Annotated in this window: 26 protein-coding genes; all 26 read left to right on the forward strand. The window is 45.1% G+C overall.

Going from position 1 to position 16,051, the window contains the following annotated elements; all coding sequences use genetic code 11:
• Window positions 1–7: 7 nt before the first annotated feature.
• The 26 genes from fusA to map all read left to right on the forward strand — a co-directional run bounded on the left by fusA (window position 8) and on the right by map (window position 16,043).
• Entirely contained in the window at window positions 8–2,086 is a 2,079-nt protein-coding gene (fusA, locus tag OM416_RS30455) for an elongation factor G (RefSeq protein WP_169483043.1), read from the forward strand.
• A gap of 95 nt (window positions 2,087–2,181) precedes the next feature.
• On the forward strand, window positions 2,182–3,372 hold the full coding sequence (gene tuf, locus OM416_RS30460; protein WP_024633588.1) for an elongation factor Tu: 1,191 nt from the start codon (window positions 2,182–2,184) through the stop codon (window positions 3,370–3,372).
• A 436-nt stretch (window positions 3,373–3,808) separates the two neighbouring features.
• Window positions 3,809–4,117 carry a 30S ribosomal protein S10 gene (rpsJ, locus tag OM416_RS30465; RefSeq protein ID WP_017692074.1) on the forward strand — a complete coding sequence of 103 codons (309 nt, stop codon included), beginning with the start codon at window positions 3,809–3,811 and terminating at the stop codon, window positions 4,115–4,117.
• A gap of 46 nt (window positions 4,118–4,163) precedes the next feature.
• Complete coding sequence (gene rplC / locus OM416_RS30470; protein WP_024633587.1) at window positions 4,164–4,787, forward strand: 50S ribosomal protein L3; 624 nt, start codon at window positions 4,164–4,166, stop codon at window positions 4,785–4,787.
• 25 nt (window positions 4,788–4,812) lie between these two features.
• Window positions 4,813–5,436, forward strand: coding sequence for a 50S ribosomal protein L4 (gene rplD / locus OM416_RS30475; RefSeq protein ID WP_169483045.1), 624 nt, complete (start codon window positions 4,813–4,815; stop codon window positions 5,434–5,436).
• Complete coding sequence (gene rplW, locus OM416_RS30480; RefSeq protein ID WP_017692077.1) at window positions 5,436–5,726, forward strand: 50S ribosomal protein L23; 291 nt, start codon at window positions 5,436–5,438, stop codon at window positions 5,724–5,726. The genes rplD and rplW overlap by 1 nt, the downstream gene beginning before the upstream one ends.
• Window positions 5,727–5,756: 30 nt before the next feature.
• Window positions 5,757–6,587, forward strand: coding sequence for a 50S ribosomal protein L2 (rplB, locus tag OM416_RS30485; protein ID WP_017692078.1), 831 nt, complete (start codon window positions 5,757–5,759; stop codon window positions 6,585–6,587).
• Window positions 6,588–6,658: 71 nt separating this feature from the next.
• Complete coding sequence (gene rpsS / locus OM416_RS30490; protein ID WP_062836183.1) at window positions 6,659–6,937, forward strand: 30S ribosomal protein S19; 279 nt, start codon at window positions 6,659–6,661, stop codon at window positions 6,935–6,937.
• Between the two features lie 35 nt (window positions 6,938–6,972).
• Complete coding sequence (gene rplV, locus OM416_RS30495; RefSeq protein WP_024633583.1) at window positions 6,973–7,305, forward strand: 50S ribosomal protein L22; 333 nt, start codon at window positions 6,973–6,975, stop codon at window positions 7,303–7,305.
• A gap of 15 nt (window positions 7,306–7,320) precedes the next feature.
• Complete coding sequence (rpsC, locus tag OM416_RS30500; RefSeq protein ID WP_264935706.1) at window positions 7,321–7,986, forward strand: 30S ribosomal protein S3; 666 nt, start codon at window positions 7,321–7,323, stop codon at window positions 7,984–7,986.
• A 2-nt stretch (window positions 7,987–7,988) separates the two neighbouring features.
• Window positions 7,989–8,423 carry a 50S ribosomal protein L16 gene (rplP, locus tag OM416_RS30505; protein WP_169483046.1) on the forward strand — a complete coding sequence of 145 codons (435 nt, stop codon included), beginning with the start codon at window positions 7,989–7,991 and terminating at the stop codon, window positions 8,421–8,423.
• Window positions 8,413–8,610, forward strand: coding sequence for a 50S ribosomal protein L29 (gene rpmC / locus OM416_RS30510; RefSeq protein WP_017692083.1), 198 nt, complete (start codon window positions 8,413–8,415; stop codon window positions 8,608–8,610). Before rplP ends, rpmC begins: the two co-directional genes overlap by 11 nt.
• 48 nt (window positions 8,611–8,658) lie before the next feature.
• Window positions 8,659–8,925: a 30S ribosomal protein S17 gene (rpsQ, locus tag OM416_RS30515; RefSeq protein ID WP_017692084.1), complete on the forward strand. Its 267-nt coding sequence runs from the start codon at window positions 8,659–8,661 to the stop codon at window positions 8,923–8,925.
• A 35-nt stretch (window positions 8,926–8,960) separates the two neighbouring features.
• A complete protein-coding gene (gene rplN, locus OM416_RS30520; protein ID WP_169483047.1) occupies window positions 8,961–9,329 on the forward strand; it encodes a 50S ribosomal protein L14 in 369 nt (122 codons plus the stop codon).
• 39 nt (window positions 9,330–9,368) lie between these two features.
• Window positions 9,369–9,722, forward strand: a complete 354-nt coding sequence (rplX, locus tag OM416_RS30525) for a 50S ribosomal protein L24 (protein ID WP_017692086.1) — start codon at window positions 9,369–9,371, stop codon at window positions 9,720–9,722.
• Window positions 9,723–9,754: 32 nt separating this feature from the next.
• Window positions 9,755–10,297 (forward strand): 50S ribosomal protein L5, encoded by a 543-nt coding sequence (rplE, locus tag OM416_RS30530; RefSeq protein ID WP_017692087.1) that lies wholly within the window; start codon window positions 9,755–9,757, stop codon window positions 10,295–10,297.
• 73 nt (window positions 10,298–10,370) lie between these two features.
• Complete coding sequence (locus tag OM416_RS30535; RefSeq protein ID WP_013312154.1) at window positions 10,371–10,556, forward strand: type Z 30S ribosomal protein S14; 186 nt, start codon at window positions 10,371–10,373, stop codon at window positions 10,554–10,556.
• Window positions 10,557–10,588: 32 nt separating this feature from the next.
• A complete protein-coding gene (gene rpsH / locus OM416_RS30540) occupies window positions 10,589–10,987 on the forward strand; it encodes a 30S ribosomal protein S8 (RefSeq protein ID WP_017692088.1) in 399 nt (132 codons plus the stop codon).
• Window positions 10,988–11,017: 30 nt separating this feature from the next.
• Window positions 11,018–11,560: a 50S ribosomal protein L6 gene (gene rplF, locus OM416_RS30545; RefSeq protein ID WP_017692089.1), complete on the forward strand. Its 543-nt coding sequence runs from the start codon at window positions 11,018–11,020 to the stop codon at window positions 11,558–11,560.
• 117 nt (window positions 11,561–11,677) lie between these two features.
• Window positions 11,678–12,046, forward strand: a complete 369-nt coding sequence (gene rplR / locus OM416_RS30550; RefSeq protein ID WP_017692090.1) for a 50S ribosomal protein L18 — start codon at window positions 11,678–11,680, stop codon at window positions 12,044–12,046.
• Window positions 12,047–12,073: 27 nt separating this feature from the next.
• Window positions 12,074–12,571, forward strand: coding sequence for a 30S ribosomal protein S5 (rpsE, locus tag OM416_RS30555; RefSeq protein WP_017692091.1), 498 nt, complete (start codon window positions 12,074–12,076; stop codon window positions 12,569–12,571).
• Window positions 12,572–12,584: 13 nt separating this feature from the next.
• The gene (rpmD, locus tag OM416_RS30560; RefSeq protein ID WP_017692092.1) at window positions 12,585–12,770 is read left to right on the forward strand and encodes a 50S ribosomal protein L30; all 186 of its coding nucleotides are present in this window, start codon (window positions 12,585–12,587) and stop codon (window positions 12,768–12,770) included.
• A gap of 43 nt (window positions 12,771–12,813) precedes the next feature.
• Window positions 12,814–13,254, forward strand: coding sequence for a 50S ribosomal protein L15 (rplO, locus tag OM416_RS30565; protein WP_062836188.1), 441 nt, complete (start codon window positions 12,814–12,816; stop codon window positions 13,252–13,254).
• Window positions 13,254–14,552 (forward strand): preprotein translocase subunit SecY, encoded by a 1,299-nt coding sequence (secY, locus tag OM416_RS30570; RefSeq protein WP_169483048.1) that lies wholly within the window; start codon window positions 13,254–13,256, stop codon window positions 14,550–14,552. The genes rplO and secY overlap by 1 nt, the downstream gene beginning before the upstream one ends.
• A gap of 90 nt (window positions 14,553–14,642) precedes the next feature.
• Entirely contained in the window at window positions 14,643–15,287 is a 645-nt protein-coding gene (locus OM416_RS30575; protein ID WP_036607188.1) for an adenylate kinase, read from the forward strand.
• Window positions 15,288–15,290: 3 nt separating this feature from the next.
• Window positions 15,291–16,043: a type I methionyl aminopeptidase gene (gene map, locus OM416_RS30580; protein WP_062836189.1), complete on the forward strand. Its 753-nt coding sequence runs from the start codon at window positions 15,291–15,293 to the stop codon at window positions 16,041–16,043.
• The last annotated feature ends 8 nt before the right edge of the window (window positions 16,044–16,051 follow it).

Genomic DNA, 16,051 nt, shown 5'->3' on the forward strand with positions numbered 1-16,051 from the left:
CCATTTCATGGCTAGAGAGTTCTCCTTGAAAAATACACGTAATATCGGGATCATGGCTCATATTGATGCGGGTAAAACCACTACAACTGAGCGGATCTTGTTCTACACAGGACGTACGCACAAAATCGGTGAAGTTCACGAAGGCGCTGCGACAATGGACTGGATGGAACAAGAGCAGGAGCGCGGAATTACGATTACTTCCGCTGCTACTACCGCTGCTTGGAAGGGCCACCGCGTTAATATTATTGATACCCCGGGACACGTTGACTTCACTGTTGAAGTTGAACGTTCCCTTCGTGTATTGGACGGAGCAGTTGGTGTATTCAGTGCGAAAGAAGGCGTTGAGCCTCAGTCCGAAACCGTATGGAGACAGGCTGACAAGTACGGCGTACCTCGTATCGCATATGTAAACAAAATGGATATCATCGGTGCTGACTTCCTGAACGTTGTATCTGACATGCGTGATCGCCTTCAAGCGAACGCTGTTGCGATTCAACTTCCAATCGGCGCTGAAAATGATTTCAAAGGCATCATCGATATCGTTGCTCAAAAGGCTCATATGTACAAAGATGACCTGGGACAAGATATCGAAGAAGTCGAAATTCCTGCAGAATTTGCAGATCAAGTTGAAGAACTTCGCAACGAGCTGATTGAGCGCGTTGCTGAACTGGACGAAGATTTGACAATGAAATACCTGGAAGGCGAAGAGATCACAATTGATGAGATCAAAACCGTACTCCGTAAAGGTGTTGTAGATGTTAAGATCTTCCCGGTTATCTGTGGATCCTCATACCGTAACAAAGGTGTTCAACTGATGTTGGATGCTGTTATCGACTACTTGCCAGCTCCAACAGATGTTGCATCGATCACGGGACATCTTGAAGATGGAACTGAAGCAATTCGTAAGTCATCCGATGAAGAGCCATTCTCCGCATTGGCATTCAAAATTATGACAGACCCTTACGTTGGTAAATTGACATTCTTCCGCGTATACTCCGGTGTTCTTCAATCCGGATCATATGTATTGAATGCCACTAAAAACAAGCGTGAGCGTATCGGTCGTATCCTTCAAATGCATGCGAACAGTCGTCAAGAAATTACTGTAGTTTACTCCGGTGATATTGCAGCTGCCGTAGGTTTGAAAGATACGGGTACAGGTGATACACTATGTGATGAGAAATATCCGGTTATCTTGGAGTCAATGAACTTCCCTGATCCGGTTATCGAAATCGCTGTTGAACCTAAAACCAAAGCTGACCAGGATAAACTGGGTGTTGCTCTCGGTAAGTTGACTGAAGAGGATCCAACTCTTCGTGCTCATACTGACGAAGAAACAGGCCAAACGATCTTGGCAGGTATGGGTGAGCTTCACCTTGATATCATCATCGACCGTATGCGTCGTGAGTTCAAGGTTGAAACTACTGTGGGTAAACCACAAGTAGCTTACCGTGAAACATTCCGTGCTCCAGCGCGCGTTGAAGGTAAATTCGTACGTCAATCCGGTGGTCGTGGTCAATACGGTCACGTATGGGTTGAATTCGAACCTCTCGAGCCGGGTACAGGCAGCCAGTTCGAAAGTAAGGTTGTCGGTGGTTCGGTTCCAAGAGAATACATTCAACCTGCACTGTCAGGGATTGAAGAGCAAATGAAAAACGGCGTTATTGCAGGCTTCCCGCTTGTAGACGTTAAGGCTACAATTGTAGACGGATCTTACCATGATGTCGATTCCAATGAGATGGCATTTAAAATTGCCGGATCTATGGCGCTTAAAGCGGCTAAAGACAAGTGTAAACCAGTTCTGCTTGAGCCTATCATGAAAGTAGAAGTAACAGTTCCAGAAGAGTACATGGGTGACGTAATGGGTATGTTGAACTCCCGTCGTGGCCGCATCGAAGGTATGGATTCCCGTAGTGGAGCTCAAATCATCCGTGCTAAGGTACCTTTGTCTGAAATGTTTGGTTACTCTACGACTCTTCGTTCCGGTACTCAAGGACGCGGCGTATTCTCCATGGAGCTCTCTCACTATGAAGAAGTTCCTAAGAGCATTGCTGAAGAAATCGTTGCTAAAACAAAAGGCACCGAGTAGTTTTCTCACACTGGATGCAAGTGCATAAGAATTCATTTCGGAGCACTTCATTCAGTGAAAACATAAAATTATAATTTTAAGGAGGCCACGTTCAAATGGCAAAGGCTAAATACGAACGTAATAAACCCCACGTTAACATCGGTACGATCGGTCACGTCGATCACGGTAAAACAACACTGACTGCTGCAATCACAACTGTATTGTCCAAAACTTACGGTGGTGCAGCAATTGCATTCGATCAAATCGATAAAGCTCCAGAAGAGCGCGAGCGCGGTATCACAATCTCCACATCACACGTTGAGTACGAAACTGACACTCGTCACTACGCTCACGTAGACTGCCCGGGTCACGCCGACTATGTTAAAAACATGATCACTGGCGCGGCACAAATGGACGGAGCTATCTTGGTAGTATCCGCAGCTGATGGTCCAATGCCACAAACTCGTGAGCATATCTTGCTCTCCCGTCAAGTAGGCGTACCTTACATCGTTGTATTCTTGAACAAATGCGACATGGTTGAAGACGAAGAGTTGTTGGAATTGGTTGAGATGGAAGTTCGCGACCTTCTTAACGAATATGAGTTCCCAGGTGACGATACTCCAATCACTCGTGGATCCGCTCGTGAAGCTCTGCAAAATCCTGATGGTGAGTGGGCTCAAAAAATCGTTGAGATGTTCAAAGAGATCGATACTTACATCCCATTGCCTGAGCGTCAAACTGACAAGCCTTTCTTGATGCCTGTCGAGGACGTATTCTCCATCACTGGTCGTGGTACTGTTGCTACTGGCCGTGTAGAGCGTGGTACTGTTAAAGTCGGCGAAGAGATCGAAATCGTTGGTATTACTGAAGAAACTAAAAAATCCGTAGTTACGGGCGTAGAAATGTTCCGTAAATTGTTGGATTCCGCTCAAGCGGGCGACAACATCGGTGCATTGTTGCGTGGTGTTGACCGTACTCAAATCGAGCGTGGTCAAGTACTTGCGAAACCGGGTTCTGTTAAGCCACACACAGAATTCACTGCACAAATCTACGTTTTGACTAAAGAAGAGGGTGGCCGTCACAAGCCTTTCTTCACTGGATACCGTCCACAGTTCTACTTCCGTACAACTGACGTAACAGGCATCATCAACTTGCCTGAAGGTACTGAAATGGTAATGCCTGGTGATAACATCACTGTTACTGTTTCCCTGATCTCCCCAATCGCGATTGAAGAAGGAACTAAGTTCTCCATTCGTGAAGGCGGACGTACAGTAGGTGCCGGTTCCGTAGCATCGATCCAAAAATAATTCGGCTTAACGCTGAATAAAGCATATGCAACAGTGTACTGGAACGAGTAACATTGTACTGTAACGAAGCTTCGGAAGAGTTCTTTATCCGACATCGGATAAAGAACTCTTTTATTATGTGTAAAGTTTCGGAACCTGCGTCATACGAAATGAACATCATTTACAAAAATAGAAGGATTGGTAAGGCAGCCTGGATATTGAAGAGAACACTGCACTAAACGAAGTCATTTCATCAGAAAAGATTAGTTTAAATGTTTTTTTTAAATATGCTTGCAATACGCCCATCTTTTCTATATAATAATGAATGTTGTTCTGTGACGTTGCGATGATGTGAGAGGTTACTGGCACACCCGGCCCCTTTGCCATGGGGCAGTGGCTAGAAAATTTTCACGGAGTATGTCCGATAAAAAATTGGGCGATAGAAGGAGGGACTAAAATGGCAAAGCAAAAAATTCGTATTCGTTTGAAAGCTTACGACCACAGAATTCTTGATCAATCCGCGGAGAAAATTGTTGAAACAGCAAAACGTTCGGGTGCAGGTGTATCCGGTCCGATTCCGCTTCCTACTGAAAAACAAATCATTACTATTCTTCGTGCGGTGCACAAGTACAAGGATTCTCGGGAACAATTCGAACAACGCACACATAAGCGTTTGATCGACATCGTTAACCCGACTCCACAAACTGTGGATGCCTTGATGCGCTTGGATCTGCCGTCCGGTGTAGATATCGAAATTAAATTGTAATACAAGATACAACAAAGACCATGTATAAAGGAAAAGAGGTGTCAACATGAAAGCAATCTTAGGAAAAAAACTCGGAATGACTCAAGTATTTACTCCTGAAGGTAACGTAGTTCCAGTAACGGTTATCGAAGCAGGCCCTTGTGTTGTTTTGCAAAAGAAAGACATTGAGAATGATGGCTACGAAGCGATTCAAATCGGTTACTCCGATAAGAAAGAAAAAAATGCTAACAAGCCAGAAGCAGGTCACGCTAAAAAAGCGAACACTGCCCCTAAGCGCTACGTTCGTGAAGTTCGCGGTATCAACATCGCAGAATATGAAGTTGGCCAAGAACTGAAAGCTGACATTTTCGCTGAAGGCGAATTCGTTGACGTAACGGGTATTTCTAAAGGTAAAGGTTTTGCCGGCGTTATCAAACGTTGGGGACAAAGCACTGGACCTATGTCACACGGTTCGCGTTATCACCGTGGCCCTGGTTCAATGGGTTCGATCCAAGCTAACCGAGTTCCTAAAGGCAAACGCCTGCCAGGACACATGGGACATGATACGGTTACAATTCAACGTCTTGAAGTAGTTAAAGTAGACGCTGAGCGTAACGTGTTGCTCGTGAAAGGTTCCATTCCTGGACCGAAAAACAGTCTCATTAAAGTTAAAGAAACAGTGAAAAAATAACCACTGAAGAAAGGAGGAACACAAAATGCCAAAAGTATCAGTTTACAATGTAGATGGTAGCCAAGTAGGCGAAGTTGAATTGAACGATGCGGTTTTCGGAATTGAACCGAACCAACACGTTCTGTACGATGCAGTTCTCATGCAACGCGCTTCCCTTCGTCAAGGTACCCACAAAGTAAAAGGACGTTCTGAAGTACGTGGCGGTGGACGTAAGCCTTGGAAACAAAAAGGTACAGGTCGCGCTCGTCAAGGTTCAATTCGTTCGCCACAATGGAAAGGCGGCGGTATCGTATTTGGTCCAACACCACGGAGCTATGCGTACAAACTGCCTAAGAAAGTTCGCCGCTTGGCGATTAAATCAGCCCTTTCATCTAAAGTGCTTGACAATGACATTATCGTTTTGGACGCTCTCACGTTGAGCTCACCTAAAACTAAAGAATTTGCAGCCATCTTGAGTAACCTCAAAGTGGGACGTAAAGCTTTGATCGTAGCTCCTAGCTATGATGATAATGTAGCTCTTTCCGCACGGAATATTCCAGGCGTGAAATTCGTAGCTGCTGACGGCATTAATGTTCTTGACGTGCTTTCGCACGACAAACTGATCATTACGAAAGAAGCAGTTCAGAAGGTAGAGGAGGTGCTCGCGTAATGAAAGATCCTCGTGATATTGTAAAACGTCCGATTATTACGGAACGTACAGCTGACATGATGAATGACTTGAAATATGTATTTGAAGTCGACATCCGTGCAAACAAAACCGAGATCAAGAAAGCCGTAGAAGCTATTTTCAATGTAAAAGTGAAAAACGTGAACACGCTTCGTGTTCCAGCTAAGCCAAAACGGTACGGACGTTATTCCGGATATACTAGCGAATGGAAAAAAGCGTTTGTAACGCTGACAAAAGACAGCAAAACGCTTGAGTTCTTTGAAACTGTATAATTGAATTTTTGAAGTAAGGAGGGAAACCCAGTGCCAATCAAAAAGTATAAACCAACATCCCCGGCAAGACGGAACATGTCCGTTTCTACATTTGAGGAAATCACCACAAATCAGCCGGAGAAATCGTTGTTGGCCCCGTTGAGCAAACAAGCAGGCCGCAACAACCAAGGTAAAATTACAGTTCGTCACCATGGTGGTGGACACAAACGTAAATACCGTATCATCGACTTCAAACGTACTAAAGATGGAATACCGGGCCGCGTTGCTACGATTGAGTATGACCCGAACCGTACATCTAATATCGCTCTGATTCACTATGCTGATGGTGAGAAACGTTACATCATCGCTCCTAAAGGTTTGAAAGTTGGAGATCAAGTGTTCTCTGGACCTGAATCAGACATCAAAATCGGTAACGCACTGCCACTCGAAAACATTCCAGTAGGTACCGTTATCCACAACATCGAGTTGAAACCAGGTAAAGGCGGACAATTGGTTCGTGCTGCTGGTACAGAAGCTCAATTGCTTGGTAAAGAAGAAAAATACGTTTCCGTTCGTCTCTCTTCCGGAGAAGTTCGTCGTATTTTGAAAGTTTGCCGCGCGACAATCGGATCTGTTGGTAACCAAGACCACGAGCTCATCAAAATCGGTAAAGCCGGTCGTAGCCGTTGGTTGGGTAAACGTCCTGAGGTTCGTGGTGTAGTAATGAACCCTAACGATCACCCACACGGTGGTGGTGAAGGTCGTGCTCCAATCGGACGTAAATCGCCAATGTCACCATGGGGTAAACCTACTCTTGGTTACAAAACGCGTAAGAAAAATAAAGCTTCTGATAAATACATCATTCGCCGCCGCACGAAGTAATACACACTGTGCATAACTTCGTGAGGCATCTGCGGATGCATTATAGCTATGTTTGAAGGGAGGATCTCCACATGGGTCGCAGTTTGAAAAAAGGGCCATTCATTGATGGCTACATGCTTAAAAAGGTAGAAGAGATGGAAGCTTCGGGTAAGAAGAATGTAATCAAAACCTGGTCCCGTCGTTCTACAATTTTCCCACAATTCATCGGACACACATTTGGCGTTTACGATGGTCGTAAACACGTGCCAGTGTATGTAACTGAGGACATGGTCGGACACAAACTGGGTGAGTTCGCTCCAACCCGTACGTACAAAGGCCATACTGATGATGATAAGAAAACAAGAAGATAAATGAACATCTTTAATGTTTGAGAGGAGGTTACACAATGGAAGCAAAAGCACATGCTAAGTTTATCCGGATTGCTCCTCGTAAAGTTCAACTCGTTGTTGACTTAATTCGCGGCAAGCAAGTAGGTGAGGCGGTTGCCATTCTCCGTCACACTCCGAAATCTGCTTCTCCAATCGTTGAGAAGTTGCTTAACTCCGCTATTGCGAATGCGGAACATAACTATTCTTTGGATGTTAATAACTTGGTTATCTCGCAAGCTTACGTGAACCAAGGACCGACAATGAAACGTTTCCGCCCTCGTGCAATGGGACGTGCAAGTCGTATTAACAAACGTACAAGCCACATTACTTTGGTGGTATCTGAGAAATAGAAGGAGGGGAAATGTGTGGGCCAAAAGGTAAATCCAATCGGACTCCGTGTCGGAATTATCCGTGACTGGGAATCTAAATGGTATGCAGGCAAAGACTTCGGTGATCTTTTGATGGAAGACGTGAGAATTCGTGAATTCCTGAAAAATAAATTGAAAGACTCCGCTTTATCTCGTGTGGAAATTGAGAGAGCGGCTAACCGCGTAAACGTAACGATTCACACTGCTAAACCAGGTATGGTTATTGGTAAGGGTGGTTCGGAAGTTGAAAATCTTCGTAACCAAATTACGAAAATTGCTGGCGGTAAAAAAGTACACATCAATATCTCTGAGATTAAGAACCAAGATCTGGACGCTATCCTTGTAGCTGAAAGCATTGCACAACAATTGGAACGTCGTGTTTCTTTCCGTCGTGCTTTGAAACAAGCAATTCAAAGAACTATGCGCTCTGGTGCAAAAGGTATTAAAACTCAAGTAGGCGGACGTCTTGGCGGCGCTGAGATTGCACGTTCTGAAGGCTACAGCGAAGGAACTGTTCCACTGCACACACTGCGTGCTGACATCGATTATGGTACAGCAGAGGCTCATACTACTTACGGACTTATCGGCGTAAAAGTATGGATCTATCGTGGAGAGGTTCTTCCTACGGCTAAGAAACAAGCAGCTAAGGAAGGAGGCAACTAATCATGTTGGTACCAAAACGCGTAAAACACCGTAAGCAACAACGTGGACATATGAAAGGCCAAGCTAAAGGCGGAACAACTCTGAACTTCGGCGAATATGGTCTTCAAGCTACGGAACCGGCTTGGATTACGAACCGTCAGATTGAAGCGGCTCGTATTGCAATGACACGTTATATCAAACGTGGCGGTAAAGTTTGGATCAAAATTTTCCCTGACAAACCAGTTACTCAAAAGCCTCTCGAGGTTCGGATGGGTAGCGGTAAAGGTAACGTGGAAAAATGGGTTGCAGTAGTGAAACCTGGTAAGATCATGTTTGAACTTGCTGGTGTACCGGAGGATGTTGCACGCGAAGCAATGCGCCTTGCCGCTCACAAACTGCCAATCAAAACGAAGTTCGTGAAACGTGAAGAAGTGGGTGGTGAAGCAAATGAAAGCTAGTGAATTTCGCAACCTAACCTCTGCTGAAATCGAGCAAAAGATTGCCGGATTTAAAGAAGAACTCTTTAACCTCCGCTTTCAATTAGCTACCGGTCAGCTGGATAACCCGACTCGCATCCGTGATGTGCGGAAAGAAATAGCTCGTGCTAAAACCATTATCCGTGAAAGAGAATTGGGAATCGGTTAATTAGGGATAGGATATACAATCCGTCCGTAATCAGGAAGGAGGCCAACAATGAGCGAAGAACGTAACGCACGTAAAGTGCAAACCGGTAAAGTGGTCAGCGATAAAATGGATAAAACGATTGTTGTTGCTGTAGAAACTTACAAAAAACACAACTTGTACCATAAACGCATTAAGGTTACTAAAAAATTCAAAGCACATGACGAAGAAAACACTGCGAAAATCGGTGACACGGTGAAAATCATGGAGACTCGTCCGCTTTCGAAAGATAAACGCTGGAGACTTACTGAAATCGTAGAAAAAGCGGTTATCATCTAATGCATCAGCAGCATAGCTGAAAGGAGGAATACTAAATGATCCAACCATTTACACGTTTGACTGTGGCTGACAACTCCGGTGCGAAGGAACTGATGTGTATCCGCGTACTCGGCGGTACGGGACGTCGTACAGCTCAAATTGGTGATTTGATCGTTTGTTCTGTAAAACAAGCAACACCAGGCGGCGTTGTCAAAAAAGGTGATGTAGTCAGAGCGGTTGTCGTTCGTACGAAACGTTCTATACGTCGTAAAGACGGTTCCTACATCGGTTTTGATGAAAATGCAGCAGTTGTTGTAAAAGACGACAAAAGCCCACGTGGAACACGTATTTTCGGACCTGTTGCTCGTGAACTTCGCGACAAAGACTTCATGAAAATCGTTTCCTTGGCTCCAGAAGTTATCTAAAGCTTAATCTCGTGATGTTAGAAACAGGAGGTGTACGAAATGCCAAGAGTGAAAAAAGTTCTGGAATCCCATAACAACAAACTTCACGTTAAGAAGGAAGATACGGTTATGGTGATCAGCGGTAAAGACAAAGGTAAAAAAGGCCGTGTCATCGCTGCTTATCCTCGTGAGAACCGCGTCCTTGTGGAAGGTGTTAACATGGTGAAAAAACACCAGAAGCCTAACCAGCAAAATCCGCAAGGAGGCATTATCGAGAAGGAAGCTCCGATTCACGTTTCCAACGTAATGCACATCGATCCGAAGAGCGGAAAAGTAACCCGTGTAGGTTACAAAGTTTTGGATAACGGTAAGAAAGTGCGCGTTGCTAAACGTTCCGGAGAAATTATCGACTAATTGAACCGAATGAGAAAGGAGGGCTATGATTCATGGCATCAAGAATGAAAGAACGTTACCTGCAAGAAATCGCTCCTGCTTTGATGCAGAAGTTCAACTATACAACGGTAATGCAAGTGCCGAAAATCGAGAAAATCGTTATCAACATGGGTGTGGGCGACGCTGTCCAAAACTCTAAAGTGTTGGATTCCGCAGTAAACGATTTGCAACTGATCGCAGGTCAAAAACCTGTAATCACTCGTGCTAAAAAATCTATCGCAGGTTTCAAACTGCGTGAGAATATGCCTATCGGTGCGAAAGTTACATTACGCGGTGAGCGTATGTACTTCTTCCTAGATAAGCTGCTCAACGTAACGCTTCCTCGTGTCCGCGACTTCCGTGGTGTATCGAGTAATGCTTTCGATGGACGTGGTAACTATACACTGGGTCTGAAAGAGCAATTGATCTTCCCAGAGATCGAATATGATAAAGTTGATAAAGTCCGCGGTATGGATATTGTCATCGTAACAACGGCGAAAACAGACGAAGAGTCCCGCGAATTGCTCACGCAAATGGGAATGCCTTTCGTTAAGTAATGTTGGCATAACGTTTCCGGGTGTCTGGAAAGACTCCCTTTTCTCCGAAATTATTTAGGAGGTGTCAGGCTAAGTGGCAAAAACTTCGATGAAAGTTAAACAACAACGTACACCTAAGTTCAAAGTACGTGCATATACACGCTGTGAGCGTTGCGGACGTCCACATTCGGTCCTGCAAAAGTTCAAAATTTGCAGAATTTGCTTCCGTGAATTAGCTTATAAAGGCCAGATCCCTGGCGTGAAAAAAGCAAGCTGGTAAAAAGTCCTGAACGGGAAGGAGGTTAACTCACAATGACTATGTCTGATCCAATTGCAGATATGCTTACTCGTATTCGTAACGCGAACACTGTTCGTCACGAAACGGTAGAAATGCCTGCTTCGACAATGAAAAAACAAATCGCCGATATCCTGAAGCGTGAAGGTTTCATCCGTGACGCTGAAGTTATCGATGATAACAAACAAGGGATTATCCGTGTTTTCCTGAAATACGGTCAAAATAACGAGCGCGTTATCACTGGTCTGAAAAGAATCAGTAAACCTGGTCTTCGTGTTTACACGAAAAGCAACGAAGTACCTCGTGTACTTGGTGGCCTGGGAATCGCGATCATCTCGACATCTAAAGGTATCATGACGGACAAAGAAGCTCGTCAATCGAAATCCGGCGGAGAAGTCGTTTGCTACGTTTGGTAATATAACGTCACAAGATAGGAGGTGCAACATATGTCTCGTATTGGTCGCAAACCAATCACAGTACCAAGTGGTGTAGACATCACCCTGGACAACACCGTTATTACGGTAAAAGGACCAAAAGGAACTTTGACTCGTGAGCTTCATAAAGACATGAAGGTTACAGTTGAAAATAACGAAATCACAGTTGTGCGTCCTTCCGATAACAAAACTCACCGTTCTTTGCACGGCACAACGCGTAGCGTTGTAAACAATATGGTGAGCGGCGTTACTGAAGGATTCGCAAAATCTCTGGAATTGGTTGGGGTCGGATATCGTGCAAGCAAATCCGGAGATAAAATCGTTCTGAACGTTGGCTACTCTCACCCGGTTGAAATTACACCGGAAGCGGGAATCGAATTCGAAGTACCTTCGAATACGAAAATCATCGTTCGCGGAATCGACAAAGAGCGTGTAGGTGCTTACGCTGCTAAAATCCGTTCCGTTCGTGAACCTGAGCCGTACAAAGGTAAAGGTATCAAATATGAAGGCGAGCGTATCATCCGTAAGGAAGGTAAAGCCGGTAAGAAGAAATAAGATTTCTCTTACCGCCTTTGCGCGGCTTTCGGCTTGCTTGCTTCGTGTGTTTCTAATATACCCCGTGGCTTCTGCTTTGAAGCCAGCGAGGTAACCTGAAAGGAGTGAATCTTTGAGATGATTACGAAACCAGATAAAAATAAGGCTCGTCTGAAAAGACACCTTCGTGTTCGTAAAAAAATCCAAGGAACGGCAGCACGTCCTCGTTTGAACGTATTCCGTTCTGGTAAACATATGTATGCTCAAATTATCGATGATGTTGCTGGTGTAACAATCGCTTCCGCGTCTACCGTAGACAAAGAATTGAGCACTGACATCAAAAATGGTGCATCTGTTGAATCAGCTCGTAAAGTCGGCGAACTCGTTGCTAAACGTGCGAAAGACAAAGGTGTTTCCAACATCGTATTTGACCGTAGCGGTTATCTGTACCATGGTCGTATCGCAGCTTTGGCTGAAGCGGCTCGTGAAGCAGGACTTGAGTTTTAAGATATTTTTCAAAAGGAGGTTAACGACTTGCGTGTAGATCCGAATACTTTGGAACTGACTGAAAGAGTTGTAAATATTAATCGCGTAGCTAAAGTAGTAAAAGGCGGACGCCGTTTCAGCTTTAGCGCACTGGTTGTAGTCGGCGACGGCAACGGCTGGGTTGGAGCTGGTATCGGTAAAGCGGGCGAAGTACCTGATGCAATTCGCAAAGGTATTGAAGACGCTAAGAAAAACCTTGTACACGTTCCACTCGTAGGAACATCGATTCCTCACTTGGTAACAGGTAAGTTCGGCGCAGGACGCGTTCTGTTGAAACCAGCATCTGAAGGTACTGGTGTTATCGCTGGTGGTCCTGTACGTGCGGTTCTCGAACTTGCTGGTGTAGGTGACATTTTGACAAAATCTCTGGGTTCTTCGAATTCCATGAACATGGTCAATGCGACTTTGGAAGGTTTGTCCCGTTTGAAGCGTGCTGAAGACGTGGCTAAACTGCGCGGAAAATCCGTCGAAGAGCTTCTGGGTTAAGGAGGGAATTCTCATGGCGAAATTAGAAATTACCCTCGTCCGCAGCTTGATCGGACGTCCGGAGACGCAAAGAACAACTGTGAAAACATTGGGTTTGCGCAAAATCAATAGCAAAGTGGTACAAAACGATAATCCTGCCATCCGTGGTATGATTAACAAAGTAAGCCACTTGGTTGCTGTTAAAGAAGTAGAAGCTTAAAAACGGGTTAATCCCACAAATCTTTAAGGAGGTGCAACGAACGATGAAGTTACATGAGCTTTCACCATCTCCTGGATCCCGCAAAGAACGTAAACGTCTTGGTCGCGGTCCAAGTAGTGGTACAGGTAAAACATCAGGTCGCGGTCACAAAGGACAAAACGCTCGTTCTGGCGGTGGAGTACGTCCAGGCTTCGAAGGTGGACAAAATCCATTGTATCGTCGCTTGCCAAAACGTGGTTTTGTAAACCCAACTCGCAAAGAATATGCAGTTGTGAATACTGAAGACCTGAACAGTTTTGCTGCGGGTACTGAAGTAACTCCAGAATTCTTGATGACGAACGGCGTAGTTAAAAACGCTAAATCCGGAATCAAAATCCTGGGTAACGGTGATGTCACTGTGAAGCTGACTGTTAAAGCTAACAAGTTTTCTCAATCTGCTATTGAGAAAATTGAAGCTGCCGGCGGTACAACTGAGGTGATTTAATGTTCAAGACCCTAAAGAATATCTGGCGGGTTGAAGATCTGCGCAAAAGGGTATTATTTACCCTTTTTGTACTGATCATTTACCGCATCGGATCCTTTGTTCCCGTACCGGGAGTTAACAAAGACGTGTTCGAAGCGACAAATTCTGCGGGTAAAGAAGTTTTTGGACTTCTAAATACGTTCTCGGGTGGAGCGCTCTTCCAGTTCTCGATATTTGCGCTCGGGATCGTGCCTTACATCACTGCGTCTATCATAGTACAGTTGCTTTCCATGGACGTTATTCCTAAATTAGCGGAGTGGGCAAAGCAAGGTGAACAAGGTAAGAAGAAATCTGCACAATTGACCCGTTATTTAACGATTGGTCTGGCATTGATTCAAGCGTTTGGTACGTCGATCGGATTCAACCGCTTGTACAATACAGACATGATTCCTAACGCTACATTTGCAGATTATATCTTGATCGCGATTGTACTTACGGCCGGTACTTCATTCCTGATGTGGCTTGGTGAGCAGATCACCGAGAAGGGCATAGGAAACGGAATTTCGATCTTGATCTTTGCGGGTATCCTATCTACGGTGCCTAACATTATCAAACAAACAATCGAATCCGACTTCATTCAACCTGACCAACTGTTTATGAATATTCTTAAAGGTGTAATCATCGCAATTGTTATTGTGCTGATCATCATAGGGGTCATTTACATTCAGCAGGCGATTCGGAAAATTCCGGTACAGTACGCTAAACGTGTCGTAGGTAACAAAATGTACGGTGGACAGAATACACATATCCCGCTGAAAATTAATGCAGCAGGTGTTATCCCTGTCATCTTTGCATCATCGCTGTTGATGTTCCCAACGATCATCGCCAACTTCTGGGCAGATCGCCTTTGGGCACAGTGGATCGGACAGAATCTGACTACACACAAACCTCTGGGTATGTTACTGTATGTCGTGATGATCTTCGGTTTCACATTCTTCTATACTTTCGTACAGATGAATCCACAGCAGATGGCTGATAATATGAAAAAGAACGGCGGTTACATCCCAGGCATTCGCCCGGGTAAAGCAACCGAGAAATATCTGACCCGTGTCATGACTCGTTTGACAATGGCCGGAGCCATCTTCTTGGCAGTCATTTCCGTTCTGCCTGTATTCTTAGGGGCACTTTCTGGTTTGCCTCAATCTGCGCAAATTGGAGGAACATCCCTCCTGATCGTTATCGGTGTTGCGCTGGATACGATGAAGCAAATCGAAAGCCAATTGATCAAACGCCACTACAAAGGTTTTATCAATAAATAGGCAATAGGTACCGGTCAAGCTAAGATTTACTTGCCGGCACCTATTGTGCTGTTTGTTGATGTAGGGTAGTCTTGGAGGGAGTGACATAACGTGAACATCCTATTCATGGGCCCTCCGGGGGCAGGAAAAGGAACGCAAGCAGACGTCATCGTGAAAGAGTTCGGTATTCCCCATATTTCAACAGGCGATGCATTTCGTCTCGCGATCAAACAGGGAACTCCCATTGGCATGAAAGCCAAGGAATATATGGATCAAGGGTTGCTTGTACCAGATGATGTAACCATTGGCATCGTTGAAGAACGTTTGCAGCAGCCTGACTGCAGAGAAGGTTTCCTCTTGGACGGATTTCCAAGAACTCTTTCGCAAGCAGAAGCGCTTGATGGCATTCTGGATCGATTGAACTCAGGTCTCGATCATGTAATCAACCTGAAAGTGGATCGCAACAAATTGCTGGCTCGTTTGACGGGTCGTCGAATTTGTAAGAACTGTGGTTCCACTTATCATGTGGTATTCAATCCGCCTAAGCAGGAAGGTATTTGTGATAAATGCGCCGGTGAGTTGTATCAACGCTCTGATGATAATGAAGAGAGTGTAGGTACTCGACTGGACGAGTATATCAACAAAACAGCACCACTCCTCACGTTCTATGAGACTAAAGGTCTTCTTCGTCAAATGAACGGAGAACAGGATATCGATCAAGTTTCTCAAGAAATCGTGTCCTTACTGAGAGGTTAATTGATGATCATTGGTAAGTCCGAAACGGAACTGGGCTTGATGAGGGAAGCAGGGAGAATTGTTGCGGAAACGCATCGTCTCTTGGCAGAGCATATCGCTCCCGGTATTACGACTGGAGAACTTGACCATATGGCCGATCAATACATCCGCAGTCAAGGAGCTGTGCCGTCTTTCAAAGGTTATAACGGTTTCCCTGCCAGTGTGTGCGCTTCAGTAAATGAAGAGTTGGTACATGGATTTCCCGGCAAACGCAAGTTGAACGAGGGCGATATCGTTACGTTTGACATTGGCGCGCAGTACCAGGGGTATCATGGAGATTCCGCCTGGACTTATCCGGTCGGCCGTATTTCCGAAGAAGCCCGTCGTCTTCTGGACGTTACCGAGGCTTCGTTATACGCAGGTCTGGCGCTGGTAAAACCGGACGTTCGCTTGTTTACAATATCTCATGCGATTCAGAAATATATTGAAGATGAAGGGTTCTCCGTAGTTCGTGAATATGTCGGTCACGGCATAGGCGCGGATCTGCATGAAGAACCACAGATTCCGAACTATGGTCTTCCCGATCGGGGACCACGGCTTAAAGCGGGCATGGTGCTGGCCATAGAGCCGATGGTTAACGTAGGTAGACGGTATGTGAAAACGTTGGAGGATAACTGGACTGTCGTTACAGTTGATGGAACGTTATGTGCCCACTTTGAACACACCGTAGCAGTTACACCAGATGGTATGGAAATTTTCACGAAACTGAATGCGTAGGTGATAAG

The sequence above is a fragment of the Paenibacillus sp. LS1 genome (genome assembly GCF_026013365.1).
Lineage (GTDB): Bacteria > Bacillota > Bacilli > Paenibacillales > Paenibacillaceae > Paenibacillus.

What these genes read in the sequence shown, in the direction of transcription:
- rpsH (WP_017692088.1), top strand. Translation starts at nt 10,589, where the DNA reads ATGACTATGTCTGATCCAATTGCAGATATGCTTACTCGTATTCGTAAC.
- rplW (WP_017692077.1), top strand. Translation starts at nt 5,436, where the DNA reads ATGAAAGATCCTCGTGATATTGTAAAACGTCCGATTATTACGGAACGT.
- rplN (WP_169483047.1), top strand. Translation starts at nt 8,961, where the DNA reads ATGATCCAACCATTTACACGTTTGACTGTGGCTGACAACTCCGGTGCG.
- rpsJ (WP_017692074.1), top strand. Translation starts at nt 3,809, where the DNA reads ATGGCAAAGCAAAAAATTCGTATTCGTTTGAAAGCTTACGACCACAGA.
- rplV (WP_024633583.1), top strand. Translation starts at nt 6,973, where the DNA reads ATGGAAGCAAAAGCACATGCTAAGTTTATCCGGATTGCTCCTCGTAAA.
- rplD (WP_169483045.1), top strand. Translation starts at nt 4,813, where the DNA reads ATGCCAAAAGTATCAGTTTACAATGTAGATGGTAGCCAAGTAGGCGAA.
- rplP (WP_169483046.1), top strand. Translation starts at nt 7,989, where the DNA reads ATGTTGGTACCAAAACGCGTAAAACACCGTAAGCAACAACGTGGACAT.
- rpmC (WP_017692083.1), top strand. Translation starts at nt 8,413, where the DNA reads ATGAAAGCTAGTGAATTTCGCAACCTAACCTCTGCTGAAATCGAGCAA.
- tuf (WP_024633588.1), top strand. Translation starts at nt 2,182, where the DNA reads ATGGCAAAGGCTAAATACGAACGTAATAAACCCCACGTTAACATCGGT.
- rpmD (WP_017692092.1), top strand. Translation starts at nt 12,585, where the DNA reads ATGGCGAAATTAGAAATTACCCTCGTCCGCAGCTTGATCGGACGTCCG.
- secY (WP_169483048.1), top strand. Translation starts at nt 13,254, where the DNA reads ATGTTCAAGACCCTAAAGAATATCTGGCGGGTTGAAGATCTGCGCAAA.
- rplF (WP_017692089.1), top strand. Translation starts at nt 11,018, where the DNA reads ATGTCTCGTATTGGTCGCAAACCAATCACAGTACCAAGTGGTGTAGAC.
- rplC (WP_024633587.1), top strand. Translation starts at nt 4,164, where the DNA reads ATGAAAGCAATCTTAGGAAAAAAACTCGGAATGACTCAAGTATTTACT.
- rpsQ (WP_017692084.1), top strand. Translation starts at nt 8,659, where the DNA reads ATGAGCGAAGAACGTAACGCACGTAAAGTGCAAACCGGTAAAGTGGTC.
- map (WP_062836189.1), top strand. Translation starts at nt 15,291, where the DNA reads ATGATCATTGGTAAGTCCGAAACGGAACTGGGCTTGATGAGGGAAGCA.
- rplE (WP_017692087.1), top strand. Translation starts at nt 9,755, where the DNA reads ATGGCATCAAGAATGAAAGAACGTTACCTGCAAGAAATCGCTCCTGCT.
- rplO (WP_062836188.1), top strand. Translation starts at nt 12,814, where the DNA reads ATGAAGTTACATGAGCTTTCACCATCTCCTGGATCCCGCAAAGAACGT.
- rpsS (WP_062836183.1), top strand. Translation starts at nt 6,659, where the DNA reads ATGGGTCGCAGTTTGAAAAAAGGGCCATTCATTGATGGCTACATGCTT.
- rplR (WP_017692090.1), top strand. Translation starts at nt 11,678, where the DNA reads ATGATTACGAAACCAGATAAAAATAAGGCTCGTCTGAAAAGACACCTT.
- fusA (WP_169483043.1), top strand. Translation starts at nt 8, where the DNA reads ATGGCTAGAGAGTTCTCCTTGAAAAATACACGTAATATCGGGATCATG.
- rplX (WP_017692086.1), top strand. Translation starts at nt 9,369, where the DNA reads ATGCCAAGAGTGAAAAAAGTTCTGGAATCCCATAACAACAAACTTCAC.